Here is a 19,009-nt window from a genome sequence, read left to right on the forward strand (position 1 = left end):
TCTCTCTCAGGTCCTTGTCTTGTCAGCCCGCCATCACTTCGCCGCCGGCCACCGGGATCGCCTGCCCGGTGATCGCGCCGGCGGACGGCTGGCACAGCCATGCCACGGCGTCGGCCACTTCCTCGGGCTGCACCAGGCGGCGCTGCGGATTGCGCGCGGCCAGTTCGGCGCGCGCCTGGTCTTCCGTACGACCGGTCTTGCCGACGATGTTGGCGACGGCGTCGCGCACGATATCGGTTTCGGTGTAGCCCGGGCAAACCGCGTTCACGGTCACGCCCCTGGCCGCGGTCTCCAGCGCCAGCGCGCGCGTCAGTCCGATCACGCCATGCTTGGCCGCGCAATAGGCGCTGACATAGCCGTAGCCGATCAGTCCGGCGGTGCTGGCCACGTTGACGATGCGGCCCCAACCCGCTTCGAGCATCGCGGGCAGCGCGGCCTGCGTGCACAGGAAGGTGCCGGTCAGGTTGACGTCGAGCATGCGCTGCCACAGCGCGGCATCGGTTTTCATGAAGGGCGCGCTGTGCGCCTGCCCGGCGTTGTTGACCAGCATCGATACCGGACCCGCCTGCTCCGTGGCCGCGGCAAAGGCGCGCGCTACGCTCTCGGCATCGGCGATATCGGCCGTGACGAACGAGACCGAGGAGGCCATAGCGCCCGCCGGTGCCTGCCCGCGCAGCGCCTGCACCGTCGCTTGCAGCGTGCCGGCATCGCGCCCCAGCAGCGTGACGCTGGCGCCGTCGGCCAGCAGCCGCCGCGCGATCGCCGCGCCGATGCCGCGCCCGCCTCCGGTGACCAGCGCGTGCCTGCCGGCCAGTGTTGCCATGCCGCCCGTCATGCCTGCTTCTCCTGCGCCGCGGCGCGTTCGAGATTGGTCTCCAGTTGCCGCTTGCCCGCCAGGTATTGCTTGGGCCAGGCGATGTCGCGGTAGCCGATGCGCGCGGCTTCCTGCAGCGTCCAGGCCGGGTTGGCCAGGTGCGGGCGCGCGATCGCGCACAGATCGGCGCGGCCGGCGGCGATGATCGAGTCGACGTGATCGGCCTCGAAGATCGCGCCCACCGCGATGGTGGCGATGCCGGCCTCGTTGCGGATGCGATCGGCGAACGGGGTCTGGTACATGCGGCCATACACCGGCGCCTGGTCGGGGCTGACCTGCCCCGACGAGCAGTCGATCATGTCGGCGCCGGCCGCCTTGAAGGCGCGGGCGATCTCGACGGCGTCGTCGGGCGTGATGCCGCCTTCGACCCAGTCGTGCGCCGAGATGCGCACCGACATCGGCTTGTCCTGCGGCCATACCGCGCGCACGGCTTCGAACACTTCCAGCGGATAGCGCAGCCGCGCCGCCAGCGAGCCGCCATATTCGTCGTTGCGCGTATTGGTCAGCGGCGAGATAAAGCTCGACAACAGGTAGCCGTGCGCGCAGTGCAGTTCGAGCCAGTCGAAACCCGCTTCGGCCGCGCGCCGGGCGCTGGCAACGAAGTCGTCGCGCACGCGGTCCATGTCGGCGCGCGTCATCTCGCGCGGGGTCTGCGACTCGCCAGGCAGGTACGGCAGTGGCGAGGCCGACATCACCGGCCAGTTGCCCTGCGGCAGCGGGTGGTCCATCGCTTCCCAGCCGAGCTGCGTCGACCCCTTGCGGCCGGAGTGTCCGATCTGCATGGCGATGCGGGCATCGCTGCTGGCATGCACGAAATCGACGATGCGCTTCCATGCGTCGCGCTGCTCATCGCTCCACAAGCCCGGGCAACCCGGCGTGATGCGCGCATCGGGCGACACGCAGGTCATTTCCGCCACCACCATGCCGGCGCCGCCCAGCGCGCGCGAACCGAGGTGCACCAGGTGGAAGTCGCCCGGCATGCCGTCGGTGCAGGAGTACATCGCCATCGGCGACACCACCACGCGGTTCTTCAGCGTGACGCCGCGCAGCCGGAACGGCGTGAACATCGGCGGCAGCGGCTCGTGCTCGCGCAGCTGCAGGCTCTGCTGCGGCACGCCGGCCTGTTGCGCCAGCCAGTGCTCGAATTGCGCCACATAATCGGCGTCGCGCACCCGCAGGTTCTCGTGCGAGATGCGCTGCGAACGCGTCAGCAGCGAATAGGCGAACTGCTCCGGCGGCAGGCTGCCGGCGTAGCGCTCGACGTTCTCGAACCACTCGGTCGAATTGCGCGCCGCGTTCTGGATCTTCAGCACTTCCACGCCGCGCGTGGCTTCGTAGCGCGCCAGCGCATCGGGCAGGCCGTCGTGGCCGCTGCCACGGATCTCTTCGGCCAGGTCGATCGCATCTTCCAGCGCCAGCTTGGTACCGGAACCGATCGAGAAATGCGCCGTGTGCGCGGCATCGCCCATCAGCACCACGGGCACGCGACGGCCGTCCGGCAGCGTATTCCAATGCACCCACTGGCGGCAGATCACGCGCGGGAAGCGGATCCAGATCGCCGAGCCGCGCAGGTGCGCCGCGTTGGTGATCAGCTTGTTGCCGTCGAGGTAGCGCGCGAACAGCTTCTCGCAGTACGCCACGCCCTCTTCCTGGCTCATCTCTTCGATGCCGGCGGCGCGCCAGACCGATTCCGGCGTTTCGACGATAAAGGTCGAGGTGTTGTCGTCGAAGCGGTAGGCATGCGCCTGGAACCAGCCGTGCTCGGTCTTTTCGAAAGCAAACGTGAAGGCGTCGAACAGTTTGTGCGTGCCCAGCCAGACAAAGCGGCACTGGCGCGTATCGATGTCGGGCTGGAAGGTCTCGGCGTAGCGGGTGCGGATGCGGCTGTTCAGGCCATCCGAGGCGATCACCAGGTCGGCCTGGTATTGCATCGCCAGCGCCTGGTCGTCGGTGACATCGTTCTCGAACACCAGCCTGACGCCGAGCGCTTCGCAGCGCGCCTGCAAGATATTGAGCAGGCGCTTGCGGCCGATGCCGATAAAGCCGTGGCCACCGGAGCGGATGGTGCGGCCGCCGATATGGATGTCGATATCGTCCCAGTGGTTGAAGGCGGCATTGATCTCGGCGGCGCTGTCCGGATCGGCTTCCTTCAGGTTGTCCATGGTGGCGTCGGAGAACACCACGCCCCAGCCGAAGGTGTCGTAAGGCCGGTTGCGCTCGACCACGATGACCTCGTTGGCCGGATCCTGCAACTTCATCAGCAGGCCGAAGTAAAGCCCGGCCGGTCCGCCACCAATACAAAGCACTCGCATCTGTTGCCTCCTGCTGGAGCCGCGCCCGACAATGCTGTCCGGCGGCATCACGATCTAGATCAGACCTAAATATTTTATGCTTCAAATATTAGACTGCATCACGGGCCGTGGCAAGCCCGCGGTTTGAAGTGTCCGGTTCGACACCTCGCACCGCCTGGCGTGACCGCGTCAGCCCTTCAGCGCGGCCTGGACCTGCTCCAGCGCCGCCGGATCCTCGATCGTGGTCAGGTCGCCGGGATCGCGCCCTTCCGCCACCGCCTGCATCGCGCGCCGCAGCAACTTGCCGGAACGCGTCTTCGGCAGCGCATTGACAAAGAATACGCGCGCCGGCCGTGCCACCGCGCCGAGCTGCTGCTCGACGGTCTTCATCAACTCGCCCTCCAGCGCCAGCCGGTCCGCCTCCGTGGCGGTCCGCGCCGGGTCGCGCGCAATGCAGAATCCCATCGCCACCTGGCCCTTGAGCGCGTCCTGCACGCCGACCACCGCCACTTCGGCCACGGCCGGATTGGACGACAGGCTTTCCTCGATCTCGCGCGTGCCCAGCCGGTGCCCCGCGACGTTGATCACATCGTCGGTGCGTCCCAGGATAAAAACATAGCCGTCCTCGTCGCGCACGCCCCAGTCAAAGGTGGAATAGCACAGCCGGTTCGGCACCGCCTGCCAGTAGGTGCGCACGAAGCGGTCGTCGTCGCCCCACACCGTGCTCATGCAGCCCGGCGGCAGCGGCCCGTCGATCGCGACCACGCCTTTCTGGTTGGGCGGGCATTCCTCGCCGGTGTTCTCGTCGACGATCTTCAGGTCGTAGCCGTAGGCCGGCACGCCCGGCGAGCCAAGCTTGGGTGGCAGCGGCTCGATGCCGCGCTGGATCGCCAGGATCGGCCAGCCCGACTCGGTCTGCCAGTAGTTGTCGACCACCGGCTTGCCCAGGCCGTCCTGGATCCAGCGCGCGGTGGGTTCGTCCAGCGGCTCGCCCGCCAGGAACAGCAGGCGCAGGCTGGACAGGTCGTAGCGGGTCAGCCAGGACGGTTCCTGCTTCTTCAACACGCGGATCGCGGTGGGCGCGCTGAACATCAGGTTGACCTTGTATTGCTCGACCAGCCGCCACAGGATGCCGCCGTCCGGGCGGATCGGCGTTCCTTCGTACATCAGCGTGGTCATCCCGGCCAGCAGCGGCCCGTAGACGATATAGCTGTGGCCGACCACCCACCCGATGTCGGAGGCGGTGAACATGGTGTCGCCCGGCTTGCCGCAGAAGATGTATTCCATTGAGGTGGCCAGCGCCACCGCGTAGCCGCCGGTATCGCGCTGCACGCCCTTGGGCTTGCCGGTGGTGCCGGAGGTGTAAAGCACATACGACGGCTCGCTGGACTCCAGCGATGCGCAAGGAACCTGCGCGCCGGCCACGCGGTCGCGCCAGGCGGCATAGTCTTCATCGCGGCCTTCGGTGCGCGGCATGTCGGCCAGCTGGCGGTCGACCAGCAGCACCTTCTCCGGCTGGTGCGACGACAGGCGCAAGGCCTCGTCCAGCAGCGGCTTGTACGGCACCACCTTGCCGGCGCGCGAGCCGGCGTCGGCGCTGATCACCACGCGCGGGCGCGCATCGTCGATCCGTGCCGCCAGGCTCACCGAGGCAAAGCCGCCGAACACCACCGAATGGACCGCGCCGATGCGCGCGCATGCCAGCATCGCAAACGCCGCTTGCGGGATCATCGGCATGTAGATCAGCACGCGGTCGCCCTTCTGCACCCCCAGCCCCTGCAGGATCGCCGCCATGCGGTTGACCTCGTCGTGCAGCTCGGCGTAGGTGTAGGTGCGGGACTGGTCGACCTCGGTCGAGACCCAGTGCAGCGCCGGCTGGCTGGCGCGCGCCGCCAGGTGGCGGTCGACCGCGTTGTGGCACAGGTTGGTGCGCCCGCCCACGAACCAGCGGGTGAATGGCGCGCGGCTGTTGTCGAGCACCTGGTCGAACGGGGTTTCCCAATCGATGCGCGCCGCCTGTTCGGCCCAGAACCCTTGCGGGTCGGCCAGCGAACGGGCATGCACGGCATGGCTTGCCGTCATGGCAGTCTCCTCCGCGTCTGCGGTCGTTGTGATGATGACGGTAGTTTGCCACCGGCGCTGGCCCTGGGGAAACGGGATTGGGGGTGCCGCCCGCGGCCGGTACCTGCGGCAGATGCAAAAAGGCGTGCCGCCGGCACGCCTTTTTGCTCTCGAGCGCTGCGCTCAGCGCGTCTTGCTGCCCTTGCTGCTGGCCTTGACGCTGGATTTGGCCGACGCCTTCACCACCGGGCCCGCCTTGGCCTCGCGCACCGCCCTGGCCGGCGCTGCCTTGGCACCGCCGCGCGCAGAGGCTTCTACCGTGATGCGCTTGCGCGGCTCGGCCTTGCCCCGGCCCCCCTTCGCCGACACACGCACGATCCCGCCCTTGCTGCCGCGTTCGGCGCGCTCTTCGCGCTCGGCCCGGTCCGCGCGTTCGGCACGCGCCGCGCGCGCCGCGCCGGCGCCGCGCACCGGCACCATCAGCACCAGGCTCTGCCCTGCCACCAGCTTGGTGCCGGACAGCTTGTTCCACGACTGCACCTGACCCTGCGACACGCCGTAGCGCCGCGCCACCGACGCCACCGTATCGCGCCGGCCTGCGCGCACCACCACGCGGCGCGCGTCGGGCAGGTCGGGCTCCATCGCCAGCATGGCGGTGTCGGCCAGGGTCGCGCTGATGTCCTGGTCGTGGCGGCCCGAGCGCGGGATCATCACGGTCGAACCGGCCTTCAGCCGCATGCCCTTGGGAATGCTGTTGATTTCGCGCAGCGTGTCGGCATCGACATTGAGCCGCGCCGCCAGCGACTCGACGCGCTCGCGCCCGTCTACCGTGACCGCCGTCCAGCTCGACAGCCCGCCGCGATACGTATTCAGGTTGTACTGGAAGCGCTCGGCATTGTCGAACGGCAGCAGGATCTGCGGGTTGGACGCGCCCAGGATCACCGGCCGGTTGAACGACGGGTTCAGCGCCTTGAACTCTTCCAGCGTCATGTCCGCCAGCTTGGCGGCGAGATTCACGTCGATATCGCGCGACGTGGTCACCGTGACGAAGTACGGATGGTCCGGGATCTCGGGCAGCCTGACGCCATATGCCGCCGGATTGGCGATGATGTTCTTGACCGCCTGCAGCTTCGGCACGTAGTAGCGCGTCTCGTTGGGCATGGTCAGGCTGGCGTAGTCGGTCGGCAGCCCGCGCGCCTGGTTGCGCGCGATCGCGCGCGACACCGCGCCCTCGCCCCAGTTGTAGGCGGCCAGTGCCAGGTGCCAGTCGCCGAACATGTCATAGAGCCGCTGCAGGTAGTCGAGCGCGGCATCGGTCGACGCCAGCACGTCGCGGCGCTCGTCGCGGAACATGTTCTGCTTCAGGTTGTACGACTTGCCGGTGCTGGGGATGAACTGCCACATGCCGGCGGCCTTGGCGCTCGACTGGGCCTGCGGGTTGAACGCGCTCTCGACGAACGGCAGCAGTGCCAGCTCGGTAGGCATCTTGCGGCGCTCCAGTTCCTCGACGATGTGGTACAGGTAGCGGCTCGACCGCCCGACCATGCGCTCCATGTATTCCGGGCGCTGCGCATACCACTGGGTCCGGTCATCGACCAGCGTGCCCTCCAGGTCCTGCATGGCAAAGCCGCGCCGGATCCGGTCCCAGATATCGTTGGACGGGCCGCGCAGCCAGTCCAGGCCGCCCTGGTCGACATTGATGGTGGTGGATGACAGCGCGGATTTGCCGCTGAGCGAATTGAGCGGATCCGGGCGCCTGGCGGTCTGGGCGGTCGCGCCGTCGGCATCGGCGTCAGGCGGCGTAGGGGTGCTGGCGCAGGCTGCAAGCAGCGCCGCACACGCAACTACCGCCAGTAATCGACCAATTTTCATTAAGTTCTCGAATCGTGACGCTAAAAGGTTGCGTGATGCTAAAAAAAACGACCTATCGCGTCAATCAGATTTTCCAGGTGGCAGCCCGAAAGCCTTGACTCACAAGGGTTTTCGGCCGGGTCTGCCTTCAATTTAGCGGAAATTGTCCTTCCACCCGCGCAGCGCGCCAAATGCTTTGGCGTCGCTGTCGGTGGCACCGCCGTGCGCCGACACGGCGGCACGCACCGCCGGCTCGCGCGAGCGCAGGAACGGGTTGACCTCACGCTCGTGGGCGATGGTGGTCGGCAACGTCGGCGTGTCCGCGGCACGCAGCGCATCGACGCGTTGCTCCCACGCCGCCAGCGCGGCATTATCCGGCTCGACCGCCCGGGCGAAGCGCACGTTGCTGCGCGTGTACTCGTGGGCGCAGTAGACGCGGGTGTCGCCCGGCAGGCTCGCCAGCTTGTCCAGCGACGCCAGCATCTGCGCCGGCGATCCCTCAAAGAGGCGCCCGCAGCCGCTGGCGAACAGCGTGTCGCCGCAGAACACGGCACGGCCCGCTTCGCCCAGGTCACCCACGTAGGCGATATGGCCGGCGGTATGGCCGGGTACGTCCAGCACCCGCAGCGTCACCGCGGGCTCGGCCAGCGTCACCTCATCGCCTTCGCGCAGCGCCCGGGTGCGCCCGCCGATACGCTCGCCGGCGGGTCCGAGCACGGGCATCGGCGCGCCTGAGGGGGTGCGCGGGTGTGCCGCCAGCAGGTCGGCAACGCCACCCTGGTGATCGCCGTGGTGATGGGTGATTACAATAGCGCCCAGAGCCAGCCCCCGCTGCGCCAGAAATTGCTCTACCGGCGCCGATTCGCCGGGATCGACCACGGCGGCGTGATGCCCGTCGTGAATGGCCCAGATATAGTTATCCTGGAAGGCCGGGATCGGCTCAACCTTCAACATGCGCAAGCTCCTATGTCCAATCGTCCCAATCGCCGGCAAGGCGAGTACGGTCAGCACGGCCTGAGTGGCCCGAATGGTCCGATTGTAAGCTGGGAAGACTGGCTGGCCTCGCCGCCCGGCCAGTACATGCTGCGCTGGGAAGCGCAGCAGTACGACCGCACCGTGGCGGACATCTTCGGCTACCACGCCGTACAGCTGGGCATGCCGCACGTCGATACGCTGCGCGAGAACCGGATGCCGTTCTCGGCGCTGGCGCTGGACCCGTCCAGCGGGCCGCACGGGCCACGCGCGGCACATCCGGACGCACGCCAGCTGTTGTGCCGCTTCGACGAGCTGCCGTTCGACACGCAGAGCGTCGACCTGGTAACCCTGCCCCATATCCTGGAGTTTGCCGAAGACCCGCACGAAGTGCTGCGCGAAGTCTCGCGCGTGCTGATGCCCGAAGGGCGCGTGGTGGTCACCTGCTTCAACCCGATGAGCCTGTGGGGCGCGCGCCAGGGCATGAACCGGCTCGGCGCCACGTCCTTCCTGCCGACCGATGCCCAGCAGATAGGCTTTGTGCGCATCAAGGACTGGCTCAAGCTGCTTGGCTTCGATATCATCCGCGGCCGCTTCGGCTGCTACTGCCCGCCCTACCGCACCGAGCGCTGGCTGCAGCGCACCGCCTTCATGGAAAAGGCGGGCGACCGCTGGTGGCCGATCTTCGGCGCGGTCTATATGATCTCGGCGATCAAGCGCGTGCGCAACGTGCGCCTGGTCGGCCCGGCGTGGAAAGCCAAGCCGGCGCTGGCGCCGGTGGCATCGCCCGTGGCCACGCCCACCGGCACGCACGGCAAGGCGCCCCGCGATAAACACTGAATCCGCCGCCGGCGGAAAGACCCATGCGCCGGCCGCGCTACGCGGCCGGCCCTCAACGGAATTCCATGCAAGAAGTCACGATCTACTCCGACGGTGCCTGCAAGGGCAATCCTGGCCGCGGCGGCTGGGGTGCGGTGCTTGTCGCCGGCACCAATGAGAAAGAGCTGTTCGGCGGCGAACCCAACACCACCAACAACCGCATGGAAATGACCGCGGTGATCGAAGCGCTGCGCGCGCTCAAGCGGCCTTGCACCGTGCGCGTCTACACCGACTCGCAGTATGTCCAGAAAGGCATCAGCGAATGGCTGCCCGGCTGGAAGGCCCGTGGCTGGAAGACCGCCGACAAGAAGCCGGTGAAGAACGCCGACCTGTGGCAGGAGCTTGATGCGCTGACCCAGGGGCACCAGATCTCCTGGCACTGGGTGCGCGGCCACAATGGCCACCCCGGCAACGAACGCGCCGATGCGCTGGCCAACCGCGGCGTCGAATCGATCGGCCGCTGAACCTCCGCACCGCCATAACAAGAACCGAGGGGCAATGCCGCTCCGCTAGAATGCCCGCCATGCGACAAATCGTTCTCGATACCGAAACCACCGGCCTGAATGCCGCCACCGGCGACCGCCTGATCGAAATCGGCTGCGTCGAGCTGCTCAACCGCCGCCTGACGGGGCGCCACCTGCACTTCTACGTCAACCCGGAGCGCGACATCGACGAAGGCGCGATCGCCGTCCACGGCATCACGGTCGAGTTCCTGGCAGACAAGCCGCGCTTTGCCGAGGTCGCGCACGAAATCCGCGAATTCGTCGCAGATGCCGAGCTGATCATCCACAACGCGCAGTTCGACCTGGGCTTCCTCGACATGGAATTCCAGCTGCTGGGCATGCCGCCGTTCCGCGAACATGTCGGCAATGTGATCGATACCTTGCGCGAAGCGCGCCAGATGTTCCCCGGCAAGCGCAACTCCCTTGACGCCCTTTGCGACCGGCTGGGAATCAGCAACGCGCATCGCACGCTGCACGGCGCATTGCTCGATGCGGAATTGCTGGCCGAGGTCTACCTGGCGATGACCCGCGGCCAGAATTCGCTGGTGATCGACACGATGGACAGCAGCGCCGGTGCAGGCGGAGCCGCGGCTACGGCCGACCTGTCGCGTTTGGTATTGCCCGTGCTGCGCGCCACCGAAGCAGAACTTGAAGCCCATATCGACGTGCTGAAGGGCCTGGACAAGGCCAGCGGCGGCAAGACGGTATGGCAGGAAGACACTGCCGAGGAACCCGGCACACTGGCTGCCTGAGCAAAAAGTTTGGAAAAGGGCTTTACAAGATACAGGGAGCCCTGCATAATCTCATTTCTCTGCTGCACGACGGCAACGACGATGCAGAAAGGGGTGGTTAGCTCAGCGGTAGAGCACTGCCTTCACACGGCAGGGGTCACAGGTTCAATCCCTGTACCACCCACCAGCATTCAGGAAAAGCCAGCTTCGCGCTGGCTTTTTTCTTTCCCGCCTCCCCCGCGCCCACTTCTCGAGGGCGCAAAATGCGCCCTCCATCACCCCTCCCGCACACCTGCAACAGCCTCTTTATTCTTGTTGCAAACAGTTTCGAATTGATCCTTGACATCTGCTAATCTTGAACGCACGGCTCGAGCAATGGGCGAGGCAACAAGACAAGCCCTGGGACCGGGCCACGGGTCAGTGCGCACAAGAAAGATGTCAATCATGCAGCACTCATTGAAGTACCGGATGGCGTTCGCCACGGCGGGTGTGGTGACGCTGATCATCGTGCTGCGCGCCCTGTACGCCCAGTACTACGCCTACGAGAGCCTCAAGCACGTGCGGCAGCAGCAGCAGGACACGCTGGTTGAACTGGTGGCGGAGCAACTGGACGAAAAGGTGCAAAGCCGTGCAGCGATGTTGCGCCGTGTGGCCCGGCAGCTGGCGCCGATGCTTGCAGCCAGGCCGGCCGAGCTGCGGCGTGCCGCCGAAGCCCTGGTCGACATGCCGGAGCAGTTCAACGCCATCTTCCTTGCCGCGCCCGACGGCCAGCTGGTGTTCAGCACCGCCGTGCCGGACAGCATGCGCCTGCGGGTGGACGACCGCGACTATTTCCGTGATGTCCTGCGTGGCCAGCCGCTCGCGGTGTCGGACCTGATCCAGGGCAAGCTGACCAACGCACCGGGCATGGTGCTGGCCGTGCCGCTGCACGGGCCCAACGGCGAATTGCGCGGCGTGGTCGGCGGCGTACTGAATCTGTCCGCCAGCAATTTCCTGCGCGAGCTGACGCACAGCCGGGTCGGCGTCACCGGCAGCTTCTGCCTGGTTTCGGCGGGTGCCAGTCCGCGCTACGCCATGCATCCCGATTCCACACGCGTGCTGACGCCGGCGCGCGCGGTCGACGAGGCCTGCGGCGCCGAACGTCCCGCCTCGATGCTGGAAGTGGCCAGGCCGACGCAACCCATCGTGGCGCGCTACCTGTTGCAGTCCAACGGCTGGGAAGTGGTTGCCGTGCTGCCAGCGGCCGAGGCCTACGCGGCGCTGGTCGATGTGCGCCAGCGCACGATGGTCGTTGCCGGGGTATCGCTCCTGTTCGCGGCCGCGCTGATGTGGCTGGTGATGCGCCGGCTGCTGGCGCCGCTGCAGCGGCTGCACCGTGCCGTGCGCGAGATGGCCGCCAACCCGTCGGCACTGGCGGACCTGCCGACCGGCCGGGCGGACGAAATCGGCGAGCTTGCCACCAGTTTTGCCGAGGTAGTTGCGCAGTTGTCCGAGCGCGAGGCCGCACTGAAGGCCGCCAAGGACCGTGCCGCCGAGAGCGAAAAGCGCATCGAGGCCATTGCCAACCACGTGCCGGACTTCGTCTCGTTCATCGACCGGCAACAGCGCTACGCCTTCGTCAACCAGGCCTACGCGCAGCACTATGGGGTGCCGGCGCAGCAGATCGTCGGACTGTCCTTGCGCGAGTTGTGGGGCACCCAGGAATACATGGCCTGCCAGCCGTACCTCGAACGGGCCTTCGCCGGCCACGCGGTGACATTCACGCGCGAAAGCCCGGATGGCAACGAGTGCATGGAAGTCACCTACCAGCCGGCCTGGAACGACGCCCAGGACACCGTGGCCGGCCTCCACATGTTTGCGCGCAATGTGACGCATGAGCGCCAGAAGCTGCGCAACCTGGAGGCACAGACCGTCTCCGACCATCTCACCGGCCTGCTCAACCGCAAGGGCTTCGACCGGCGCCTGGCGGAATCCATGGCGCGCACGAGTGCCGGCGGCCGCGCCCTGGCCCTGCTGCTGGTCGACCTGGACGACTTCAAGGCGGTCAACGACAGCTACGGCCATCCTGCCGGGGACCGCCTGCTGGTGGCCTTTGCACAGCGCCTGCGTGCCTGCGTGCGCAAGGGCGATGCGGTCGCGCGCATCGGTGGCGACGAGTTCGCGGTGATCCTCGACGGGGTATCCGACCGCGGCGTGATGGAATCGGTCGCCAACGCTATCGTGCAGAGCGCGCGCATGCCGCTGGTGATCGACGGGCATTCGCTGTCGGTCACCGCCAGTGTCGGCTCGGCGATGCACGAAGGACGCCAGGTCGTGACTGTCAGCGAGCTGTTCATGCACGCCGACATGGCGCTGTACGAGGCCAAGCGGCACGGCAAGGCGTGCTATGCTGCCCAGCCCGCTTGCGCCCCTGCGGACAATGCCCAAGCGGGGGTAGTACCGACGCCTTCCCTGGAGCCTGCCGGCTTGCCCGCCTAACGGATAAAAATAAAGGGCGCACCAGGCGCCCGCTGCAGGTGACATCGCGCCCGGCGCCAGGCCTTGCGGCCTGGCCGGCGCCGCGGTCAGCGCACCTTGCCCTCCTTCCATGCCTGCAGCAGCTTGTCGTAGGGGATGGTCTCGCCCTTCGGCTTTTCATTGGCAAGTTTCTTCCACGGCGCGTGGTCGTTCGACAGCCACTTGGCCAGGTCGCCCTTCGGGTTGAGCTTGGGCGCGCAGTTGCTCATGCCGGCGCGCTGCAGCCGTGCCATCACCTGATCGATCTCGTCAGCGAGCGTGTCCATCGCGGCCTGAGGAGTCTTCTCGCCGGTCACCGCGGTGGCCACATTCTTCCACCATAGCTGGGCCAGCTTTGGATAATCAGGCACGTTGGTGCCGGTCGGCGTCCAGGCCACGCGCGCCGGGCTGCGGTAGAACTCGATCAGGCCGCCATACCTGGCCGCGTTCTTGGTAAGGTAGTCGTGGTTGATGTCGCTGTCGCGGATAAAGGTGAGTCCGGTCAGCGACTTCTTCAGCGACACCGTCTTCGACGTGACAAACTGCGCGTACAGCCACGCGCCGGCGAGCTTGTTGGGATCCGTGTTCTTGAAGAAGGTCCACGAGCCGACGTCCTGGTAGCCGTTCTGCATGCCCTGCTTCCAGTACGGGCCGTACGGCGACGGCGCCATGCGCCACTTGGGCGAGCCGTCGGCATTGACCACCGGCAGGCCCTTCTTGGTCATGTCGGCGGTAAAGGCGGTGTACCAGAAGATCTGCTGCGCCACCTGCCCTTGCGCCGGCACCGGCCCGGCCTCGGAGAAGGTCATGCCCATCGCTTGCGGCGGAGCGTATTTCTTCATCCAGTCGATGTACTTGGTCAGCGCATAGACCGCCGCCGGGCTGTTGGTGGCACCGCCGCGCGCGACCGAAGCGCCGACCGGCGTGCACTTGTCCTCGGCCACGCGGATGCCCCACTCGTCGACCGGCATGCCGTTGGGCAGGCCCTTGTCGGCGGTGCCCGCCATCGACAGCCAGGCATCGGTGAAGCGCCAGCCCAGCGAGGGGTCCTTCTTGCCGTAGTCCATGTGGCCGTAGACCTTCTTGCCGTCGATCTCCTTCACGTCGTTAGTGAAGAAATTGGCGATGTCTTCATAGGCGGACCAGTTGGTCGGCACACCCAGGTCGTAGCCGTACTTGGCCTTGAACTTGTCCTGCAGGTCCTTGCGCGCAAACCAGTCGGCGCGGAACCAGTAGAGGTTGGCGAACTGCTGGTCGGGCAGCTGGTAGAGCTTGCCATCCGGCGCGGTGGTGAACTTGGTGCCGATGAAATCCTTCACGTCCAGGCCCGGGTTGGTCCACTCCTTGCCGGCGCCGTTCATGTAGTCGGTCAGCGGCAGGATCGAGCCATAGCGATAGTGCGTGCCGATCAGGTCCGAATCGGAAATCCAGCCGTCGTAGATCGACTTGCCGGACTGCATCGAGGTCTGCAGCTTTTCGACCACGTCGCCTTCCTGGATCAGGTCATGGTTGACCTTGATGCCGGTGATTTCCTCGAAGGCCTTGGCCAGTGTCTTGGACTCGTACTCATGCGTGGTGATGGTCTCGGACACCACGTTGATCTGCGTGACACCCTTGGCCTTGAGCCTGGCGGCGGCGTCGATGAACCACTTCATCTCCGCCTGCTGCCTGTCCTTGGACAGCGACGACGGCTGGAACTCATTGTCGATCCACTTCTTCGCTTCCGCCTCGCCCGCCAGGGCGGAGGTGCCGCAAGCCAGCGCAGCCGCGCAGGCAAGGGCTGTCATCCCCAACTTCACGTGCACTTTCATCGGTGTCTCCTCATGGTTCCCCTCCCCGGCTATGGTCTGGATGGCGGCCCCGGGGCAGGGATAAGCCGCTGTACCGCTATCGCCCATCGATGCGGAAGCTGGTTCCGATGCTTCGGTCAGCCCTTGCGCAGGATCAACGCCAGTACCAGCATCGATACGCCGAAGCTGATCCAGACGGACGGTTCCTCGGCCAGGGACAGCCATGCGGTGACCTTCTCGCCCAGCCCGACCCATGCCAGGTTGACCCACGCCGCGCACATCAGGCCGATGAACAGCCGGTCGCCACGCGTGGTGGCGATCGGCAGGAGGCCCTTGCGCAGTACCGAAGGCGAACGGATTTCCCAGATGGTCATGCCGATCAGCATGACTACGATGCAGGCGAAGAACACCGCGACCGGTGTCGTCCACACCATCCAGCTCAGCATTGCCATGTCTCCTTGTCTCGCGTTCGCGTATCTACACGCGCCCCATCGCGAAGCCCTTCGCGATGTAATGCCGCACGAACCAGATCACGATGCCGCCCGGCACGATGGTCAGCACGCCGGCCGCGGCCAGCACGCCCCAGTCCATGCCCGACGCCGACACCGTGCGCGTCATGGTGGCCACGATCGGCTTGGCGTTGACCGAGGTCAGCGTGCGCGCCAGCAGCAGTTCCACCCAACTGAACATGAAGCAGAAGAACGCCGCCACGCCCACGCCAGCCTTGATCAGAGGCAGGAAGATGGCCAGGAAAAAGCGCGGGAAGGAATAGCCGTCGACGTAGGCGGTCTCGTCGATCTCGCGCGGCACGCCCGACATGAAGCCCTCCAGGATCCACACCGCCAGCGGCACGTTGAAGACCAGGTGCGCCAGCGCCACGCCCAGGTGCGTGTCCATCAGGCCGATGGTGCTGTACAGCTGGAAGAACGGCAGCAGGAACACCGCGGGCGGCGTCATGCGGTTGGTCAGCAGCCAGAAAAACACATGCTTGTCGCCGATGAACTGGTAACGCGAGAACGCATACGCCGCCGGCAGGGCAACCACGATCGAGATCACCGTGTTCATCGCCACGTAGATCATCGAGTTGAGGTAGCCGGAGTACCACGACGGGTCGGTAAAGATAGTCCTGTAGTGCTCCAGCGTGAATTCGGCCGGCCACAGCGACAGCGTGGAAACGATCTCCTCATTGGTCTTGAACGACATGTTCACCATCCAGTAGATCGGCACGATGGCGAACAGCAGGTAGACCAGCAGGAAGCCGGCGCGCCACCATGTCGTGGTGGTTGCCTGGGTGCGGATTTCAACCATTGGGCATGTCCTCGCTGCCGGCCGTGCCCGCGCGCTGCATCCAGTTGTAGAGGATGAAGCACAGGAGCAGGATGATCAGGAAATAGACGATGGAGAACGCAGCCGCCGGGCCCAGGTCGAACTGGCCCACCGCCTTCTGCGTCAGGTATTGCGACAGGAAGGTGGTGGCGTTGCCGGGGCCGCCGCCGGTCAGCACGAACGGCTCGGTATAGATCATGAAGCTGTCCATGAAACGCAGCAGCACCGCGATCATCAGCACCCCGCGCAGCTTGGGCAGCTGGATATGGCGGAACACCGCCAGCCGCGAGGCGCCATCGATCTGCGCGGCCTGGTAGTAGGCGTCGGGGATCGCACGCAGGCCTGCATAGCAGAGCAGCGCCACCAGCGGGGTCCAGTGCCAGACATCCATCACCAGCACCGTCACCCAGGCATCGAAGGCACTGCCGGTGTAGTTGTAGTCGAAGCCCATCGCCTCGAGCGCGGCGCCGAGCAGGCCGATATCGGTGCGCCCGAAGATCTGCCAGATGGTGCCGACCACGTTCCACGGGATCAGCAGCGACAGCGCGATAATCACCAGCGCCGCCGACGCCCTCCAGCCCCTGGCCGGCATCGATAGCGCCAGCAGGATGCCGAGCGGGATCTCCACCAGCAGCACCGCCAGCGAGAAGCCCAGCTGGCGCAGCAACGCGTCGTGCAGTTCGCCGTCGCGCAGCACGGTGCGGAACCATTCGGTGCCGACAAAGACGCGCCGCTCGGGGGAAATGATGTCCTGAACCGAGTAGTTGACGATGGTCATCAGCGGCAGGATTGCCGAGAACGCCACGCATGCCACCACCGGCAACACCAGCAGCCAGGCCTTCTGGCTAACGGGCTTCATGGGCTTCATGACACCAGTTCCTCGTTGACGTAGTAGCAGGTATGGCGGTTGAAGACCGACAGCCAGGCCGTGTCACCGGGCCGCAATGCGGCTGCCTCGGCGCCCAGGCGGGCACGCAGCGTCCCGGCCTGCGCGCCCGCTTCCTGCACGCTGCCGGTCACCAGCCAGTAGGTGCCGATGTCCTGCGCGCGCTGCACCTGTATCGGCACTGCCTGCATAGCGCGCTCCTCGCGCTCCGGTGCCAGCTGCAGGTACTCGGGCCGCACGCCGATGCGGAAGCTGCCCGCCGCGCGCAAGGCTGCGGCCACCGATGGCGCCAGCGGTGGCGTGTAGCGCCGGCCTGCCACCTCGATGGCGTCGTCGCGCCACTGGCCCGGCAGGAAGTTCATGCCGGGCGAGCCGATGAAATGTCCGACGAAGGTATGCGCCGGCCGCTCGAACAGCGCATCGGCCGGCCCCACCTGCACCGCCTTGCCGCGCGACATCACCACCACCTGGTCGGCGAAGGTCAGCGCCTCGGTCTGGTCGTGGGTGACGTAGATCAGCGTCAGGCGGAATTCGTGGTGGATCTCCTTGAGCTTGCGCCGCAGCTGCCATTTCAGCTGGGGGTCGATCACCGTCAGCGGCTCGTCGAACAGGATCGCCGAGACGTCATGCCGCACCAGGCCCCGGCCAAGCGAGATCTTCTGCTTGGCGTCGGCGGCAAGGCCACTGGCGCGCCGGTCCAGCGTGGCCGACAGGTCCAGCATCTCGGCCACGCGGCCGACGCGCTCGCGCACCTGCGCCTCCGGCACGCCGCGGTTGCGCAGCGGAAAGGCCAGGTTCTCGCCGACGGTCATGGTGTCGTAGATCACCGGGAACTGGAACACCTGGGCAATATTGCGCGCCTGCGGCGTGGCGCCGGTGACGTCGCGCCCGTCGAAGGCAATGGTGCCGTGCGAAGGCCGCAGCAGCCCGGAAATGCAGTTCAGCAGCGTGGTCTTGCCGCAGCCGGACGGACCCAGCAGCGCATAGGCGCCGCCGTCCTCGAAGGTGAACTTCAGCGGCAGCAGCGCGTAGTCGTCATCGTTGCGCGGATGCGGCAGGTAGGAATGCGCCAGGTCAAGCTCAATGCGTGCCATCGTCAGCCCCCGGCTGCCGCGCCGCCCGGCACATCCGCCGCCAGCCCGCCGGGCCGGCGCGGCGCATGGATGCGGCGCCCGGCCACGTCGAACAGGTAGATCTGGTCAGGCAACAGGTGCAATGACACCGGTTCCCCCAGCCGCAGGTCGAGCACGCCGGCGAACTGCGCCACCAGATTGCCCACCGGCGTATCGGCGTGGACAAAGGTGTCCGAGCCCGACAGCTCGGCCAGCGCCACGCGCCCCGGCACCGCAACCGCGCCCGGTTCGCCGGCCAGGCGCAGCGCGGATGCCCGCACCCCGACGGTGACCGGCCCGTCACCGCCACCGGCCCCGGGTACCGGCACCGGGATGTCACCGGCGAGGGTGACCCAGCCGCCGTTGAGCGTGCCCGCGACCAGGTTCATCGGCGGATCGTTGAACGCGCGCGCCACGCGCAGCGAATCGGGATGGTGGAAGACGTCGGCGGTCCTCCCGTACTGCAGCAGCTCGCCGGCATCGAGCACGGCCGTGTGGCCGCCCAGCAGCAGCGCCTCGCCGGGTTCGGTGGTGGCATAGACCACGGTAGCATCGCCATGCGCGAACAGCTGCGACAATTCTTCGCGCAGTTCTTCGCGCAGCTTGTAGTCCAGGTTAACCAGCGGCTCGTCCAGCAGCATCAGCGGCGCTTCCTTGGCCAGCGCACGCGCCAGCGCCACGCGTTGCTGCTGGCCGCCCGACAACTCCGACGGATAGCGGTCGAGCAGATGGTCGATATGCAGCCGCGCCGCCAGTTCGCGCACACGCGCGGCAATGTCGGCGCCGGAAACGCCCTTGCGCCGCAGCCGCAACGGCGAGGCAATGTTGTCGAAGACCTTGAGCGACGGGTAGTTGATGAACTGCTGGTAGACCATCGACACATTGCGCTCGCGCACCGGCACGCCGGTGACGTCACGGCCGTCGACCAGCACGCGGCCGGCGCTGGGCCGATCGAGCCCCGCCATCACGCGCATCAGCGAAGTCTTGCCCGCCTGGGTGGCGCCCAGCAGGATGGTCACCGCGCCGGGAACCGGCGCCAGCGTCATCGGATAGAGATACGCCTGCGAACCTGCGCGCTGCGCCACGGCCTCCAAACTCAGCTGCATCCGGTCTCCATGTTCGATATGCTTTCCGCTTCACCGCTTTCGCGTGAGGCAGGCGCACAATTCTTGGCTTCCGACCGTTTTAGTAACAAAACGAAAAGAAAACAAGTGTGCACCGCATCATTTGTTTTCGT

15 protein-coding genes and 1 tRNA gene are annotated in these 19,009 nt (G+C 66.7%); 5 read left to right on the forward strand and 11 right to left on the reverse strand.

What is annotated here, in order from left to right; all coding sequences use genetic code 11:
- Positions 1-22: 22 nt before the first annotated feature.
- From J8I34_RS16930 to gloB, 5 genes are all read right to left on the reverse strand, one after another.
- Positions 23-835 carry an SDR family NAD(P)-dependent oxidoreductase gene (locus J8I34_RS16930; protein ID WP_209806491.1) on the reverse strand — a complete coding sequence of 271 codons (813 nt, stop codon included), beginning with the start codon at positions 833-835 and terminating at the stop codon, positions 23-25.
- A complete protein-coding gene (locus J8I34_RS16935; RefSeq protein ID WP_209806492.1) occupies positions 832-3,186 on the reverse strand; it encodes a bifunctional salicylyl-CoA 5-hydroxylase/oxidoreductase in 2,355 nt (784 codons plus the stop codon). The genes J8I34_RS16930 and J8I34_RS16935 overlap by 4 nt, the downstream gene beginning before the upstream one ends.
- Positions 3,187-3,354: 168 nt before the next feature.
- Positions 3,355-5,280 carry a propionate--CoA ligase gene (locus tag J8I34_RS16940; protein WP_371748087.1) on the reverse strand — a complete coding sequence of 642 codons (1,926 nt, stop codon included), beginning with the start codon at positions 5,278-5,280 and terminating at the stop codon, positions 3,355-3,357.
- Positions 5,281-5,409: 129 nt separating this feature from the next.
- On the reverse strand, positions 5,410-7,098 hold the full coding sequence (locus J8I34_RS16945) for a transglycosylase SLT domain-containing protein (RefSeq protein ID WP_209806494.1): 1,689 nt from the start codon (positions 7,096-7,098) through the stop codon (positions 5,410-5,412).
- 132 nt (positions 7,099-7,230) lie between these two features.
- Positions 7,231-8,031, reverse strand: a complete 801-nt coding sequence (gene gloB, locus J8I34_RS16950) for a hydroxyacylglutathione hydrolase (protein ID WP_029046363.1) — start codon at positions 8,029-8,031, stop codon at positions 7,231-7,233.
- Positions 8,032-8,157: 126 nt separating this feature from the next.
- Between gloB and J8I34_RS16955 the strand changes: the two genes are divergently transcribed.
- The 5 genes from J8I34_RS16955 (at position 8,158) to J8I34_RS16975 (ending at position 12,640) form a co-directional block, all read left to right on the forward strand.
- Positions 8,158-8,889, forward strand: a complete 732-nt coding sequence (locus tag J8I34_RS16955; protein WP_029046362.1) for a class I SAM-dependent methyltransferase — start codon at positions 8,158-8,160, stop codon at positions 8,887-8,889.
- Between the two features lie 65 nt (positions 8,890-8,954).
- Positions 8,955-9,392, forward strand: coding sequence for a ribonuclease HI (gene rnhA / locus J8I34_RS16960; RefSeq protein ID WP_029046361.1), 438 nt, complete (start codon positions 8,955-8,957; stop codon positions 9,390-9,392).
- A gap of 59 nt (positions 9,393-9,451) precedes the next feature.
- Positions 9,452-10,183 carry a DNA polymerase III subunit epsilon gene (gene dnaQ, locus J8I34_RS16965; RefSeq protein WP_029046360.1) on the forward strand — a complete coding sequence of 244 codons (732 nt, stop codon included), beginning with the start codon at positions 9,452-9,454 and terminating at the stop codon, positions 10,181-10,183.
- Positions 10,184-10,274: 91 nt separating this feature from the next.
- Positions 10,275-10,349, forward strand: a tRNA-Val gene (locus J8I34_RS16970).
- A gap of 257 nt (positions 10,350-10,606) precedes the next feature.
- Complete coding sequence (locus J8I34_RS16975) at positions 10,607-12,640, forward strand: sensor domain-containing diguanylate cyclase (RefSeq protein ID WP_051320407.1); 2,034 nt, start codon at positions 10,607-10,609, stop codon at positions 12,638-12,640.
- Between the two features lie 86 nt (positions 12,641-12,726).
- Here the strand turns inward: J8I34_RS16975 and J8I34_RS16980 are convergent, their stop codons facing one another.
- From J8I34_RS16980 to J8I34_RS17005, 6 genes are all read right to left on the reverse strand, one after another.
- Positions 12,727-14,457, reverse strand: coding sequence for an ABC transporter substrate-binding protein (locus J8I34_RS16980; protein ID WP_209775823.1), 1,731 nt, complete (start codon positions 14,455-14,457; stop codon positions 12,727-12,729).
- A gap of 128 nt (positions 14,458-14,585) precedes the next feature.
- The gene (locus J8I34_RS16985; protein ID WP_209775814.1) at positions 14,586-14,894 is read right to left on the reverse strand and encodes a DUF2160 domain-containing protein; all 309 of its coding nucleotides are present in this window, start codon (positions 14,892-14,894) and stop codon (positions 14,586-14,588) included.
- Positions 14,895-14,925: 31 nt separating this feature from the next.
- Complete coding sequence (locus J8I34_RS16990) at positions 14,926-15,756, reverse strand: carbohydrate ABC transporter permease (RefSeq protein ID WP_209775815.1); 831 nt, start codon at positions 15,754-15,756, stop codon at positions 14,926-14,928.
- Complete coding sequence (locus tag J8I34_RS16995) at positions 15,749-16,633, reverse strand: carbohydrate ABC transporter permease (RefSeq protein ID WP_209775824.1); 885 nt, start codon at positions 16,631-16,633, stop codon at positions 15,749-15,751. Before J8I34_RS16995 ends, J8I34_RS16990 begins: the two co-directional genes overlap by 8 nt.
- A 5-nt stretch (positions 16,634-16,638) precedes the next feature.
- Positions 16,639-17,754: an ABC transporter ATP-binding protein gene (locus J8I34_RS17000; protein ID WP_029046355.1), complete on the reverse strand. Its 1,116-nt coding sequence runs from the start codon at positions 17,752-17,754 to the stop codon at positions 16,639-16,641.
- Positions 17,755-17,756: 2 nt separating this feature from the next.
- Complete coding sequence (locus tag J8I34_RS17005; protein WP_209806495.1) at positions 17,757-18,878, reverse strand: ABC transporter ATP-binding protein; 1,122 nt, start codon at positions 18,876-18,878, stop codon at positions 17,757-17,759.
- Positions 18,879-19,009 lie beyond the last annotated feature (131 nt).

It is taken from the genome of Cupriavidus phytohabitans (assembly GCF_017815025.1).
Taxonomy (GTDB): Bacteria; Pseudomonadota; Gammaproteobacteria; order Burkholderiales; family Burkholderiaceae; genus Cupriavidus.

Bases quoted from the DNA above. Each gene is read 5' to 3' on its own strand.
- J8I34_RS16995 (WP_209775824.1), bottom strand. From the start codon at position 16,633: ATGAAGCCCGTTAGCCAGAAGGCCTGGCTGCTGGTGTTGCCGGTGGTG.
- rnhA (WP_029046361.1), top strand. From the start codon at position 8,955: ATGCAAGAAGTCACGATCTACTCCGACGGTGCCTGCAAGGGCAATCCT.
- J8I34_RS17005 (WP_209806495.1), bottom strand. From the start codon at position 18,878: ATGCAGCTGAGTTTGGAGGCCGTGGCGCAGCGCGCAGGTTCGCAGGCG.
- J8I34_RS16930 (WP_209806491.1), bottom strand. From the start codon at position 835: ATGACGGGCGGCATGGCAACACTGGCCGGCAGGCACGCGCTGGTCACC.
- J8I34_RS16945 (WP_209806494.1), bottom strand. From the start codon at position 7,098: ATGAAAATTGGTCGATTACTGGCGGTAGTTGCGTGTGCGGCGCTGCTT.
- J8I34_RS16990 (WP_209775815.1), bottom strand. From the start codon at position 15,756: ATGGTTGAAATCCGCACCCAGGCAACCACCACGACATGGTGGCGCGCC.
- J8I34_RS16955 (WP_029046362.1), top strand. From the start codon at position 8,158: ATGCTGCGCTGGGAAGCGCAGCAGTACGACCGCACCGTGGCGGACATC.
- gloB (WP_029046363.1), bottom strand. From the start codon at position 8,031: ATGTTGAAGGTTGAGCCGATCCCGGCCTTCCAGGATAACTATATCTGG.
- dnaQ (WP_029046360.1), top strand. From the start codon at position 9,452: ATGCGACAAATCGTTCTCGATACCGAAACCACCGGCCTGAATGCCGCC.
- J8I34_RS16975 (WP_051320407.1), top strand. From the start codon at position 10,607: ATGCAGCACTCATTGAAGTACCGGATGGCGTTCGCCACGGCGGGTGTG.
- J8I34_RS16935 (WP_209806492.1), bottom strand. From the start codon at position 3,186: ATGCGAGTGCTTTGTATTGGTGGCGGACCGGCCGGGCTTTACTTCGGC.
- J8I34_RS16985 (WP_209775814.1), bottom strand. From the start codon at position 14,894: ATGCTGAGCTGGATGGTGTGGACGACACCGGTCGCGGTGTTCTTCGCC.
- J8I34_RS17000 (WP_029046355.1), bottom strand. From the start codon at position 17,754: ATGGCACGCATTGAGCTTGACCTGGCGCATTCCTACCTGCCGCATCCG.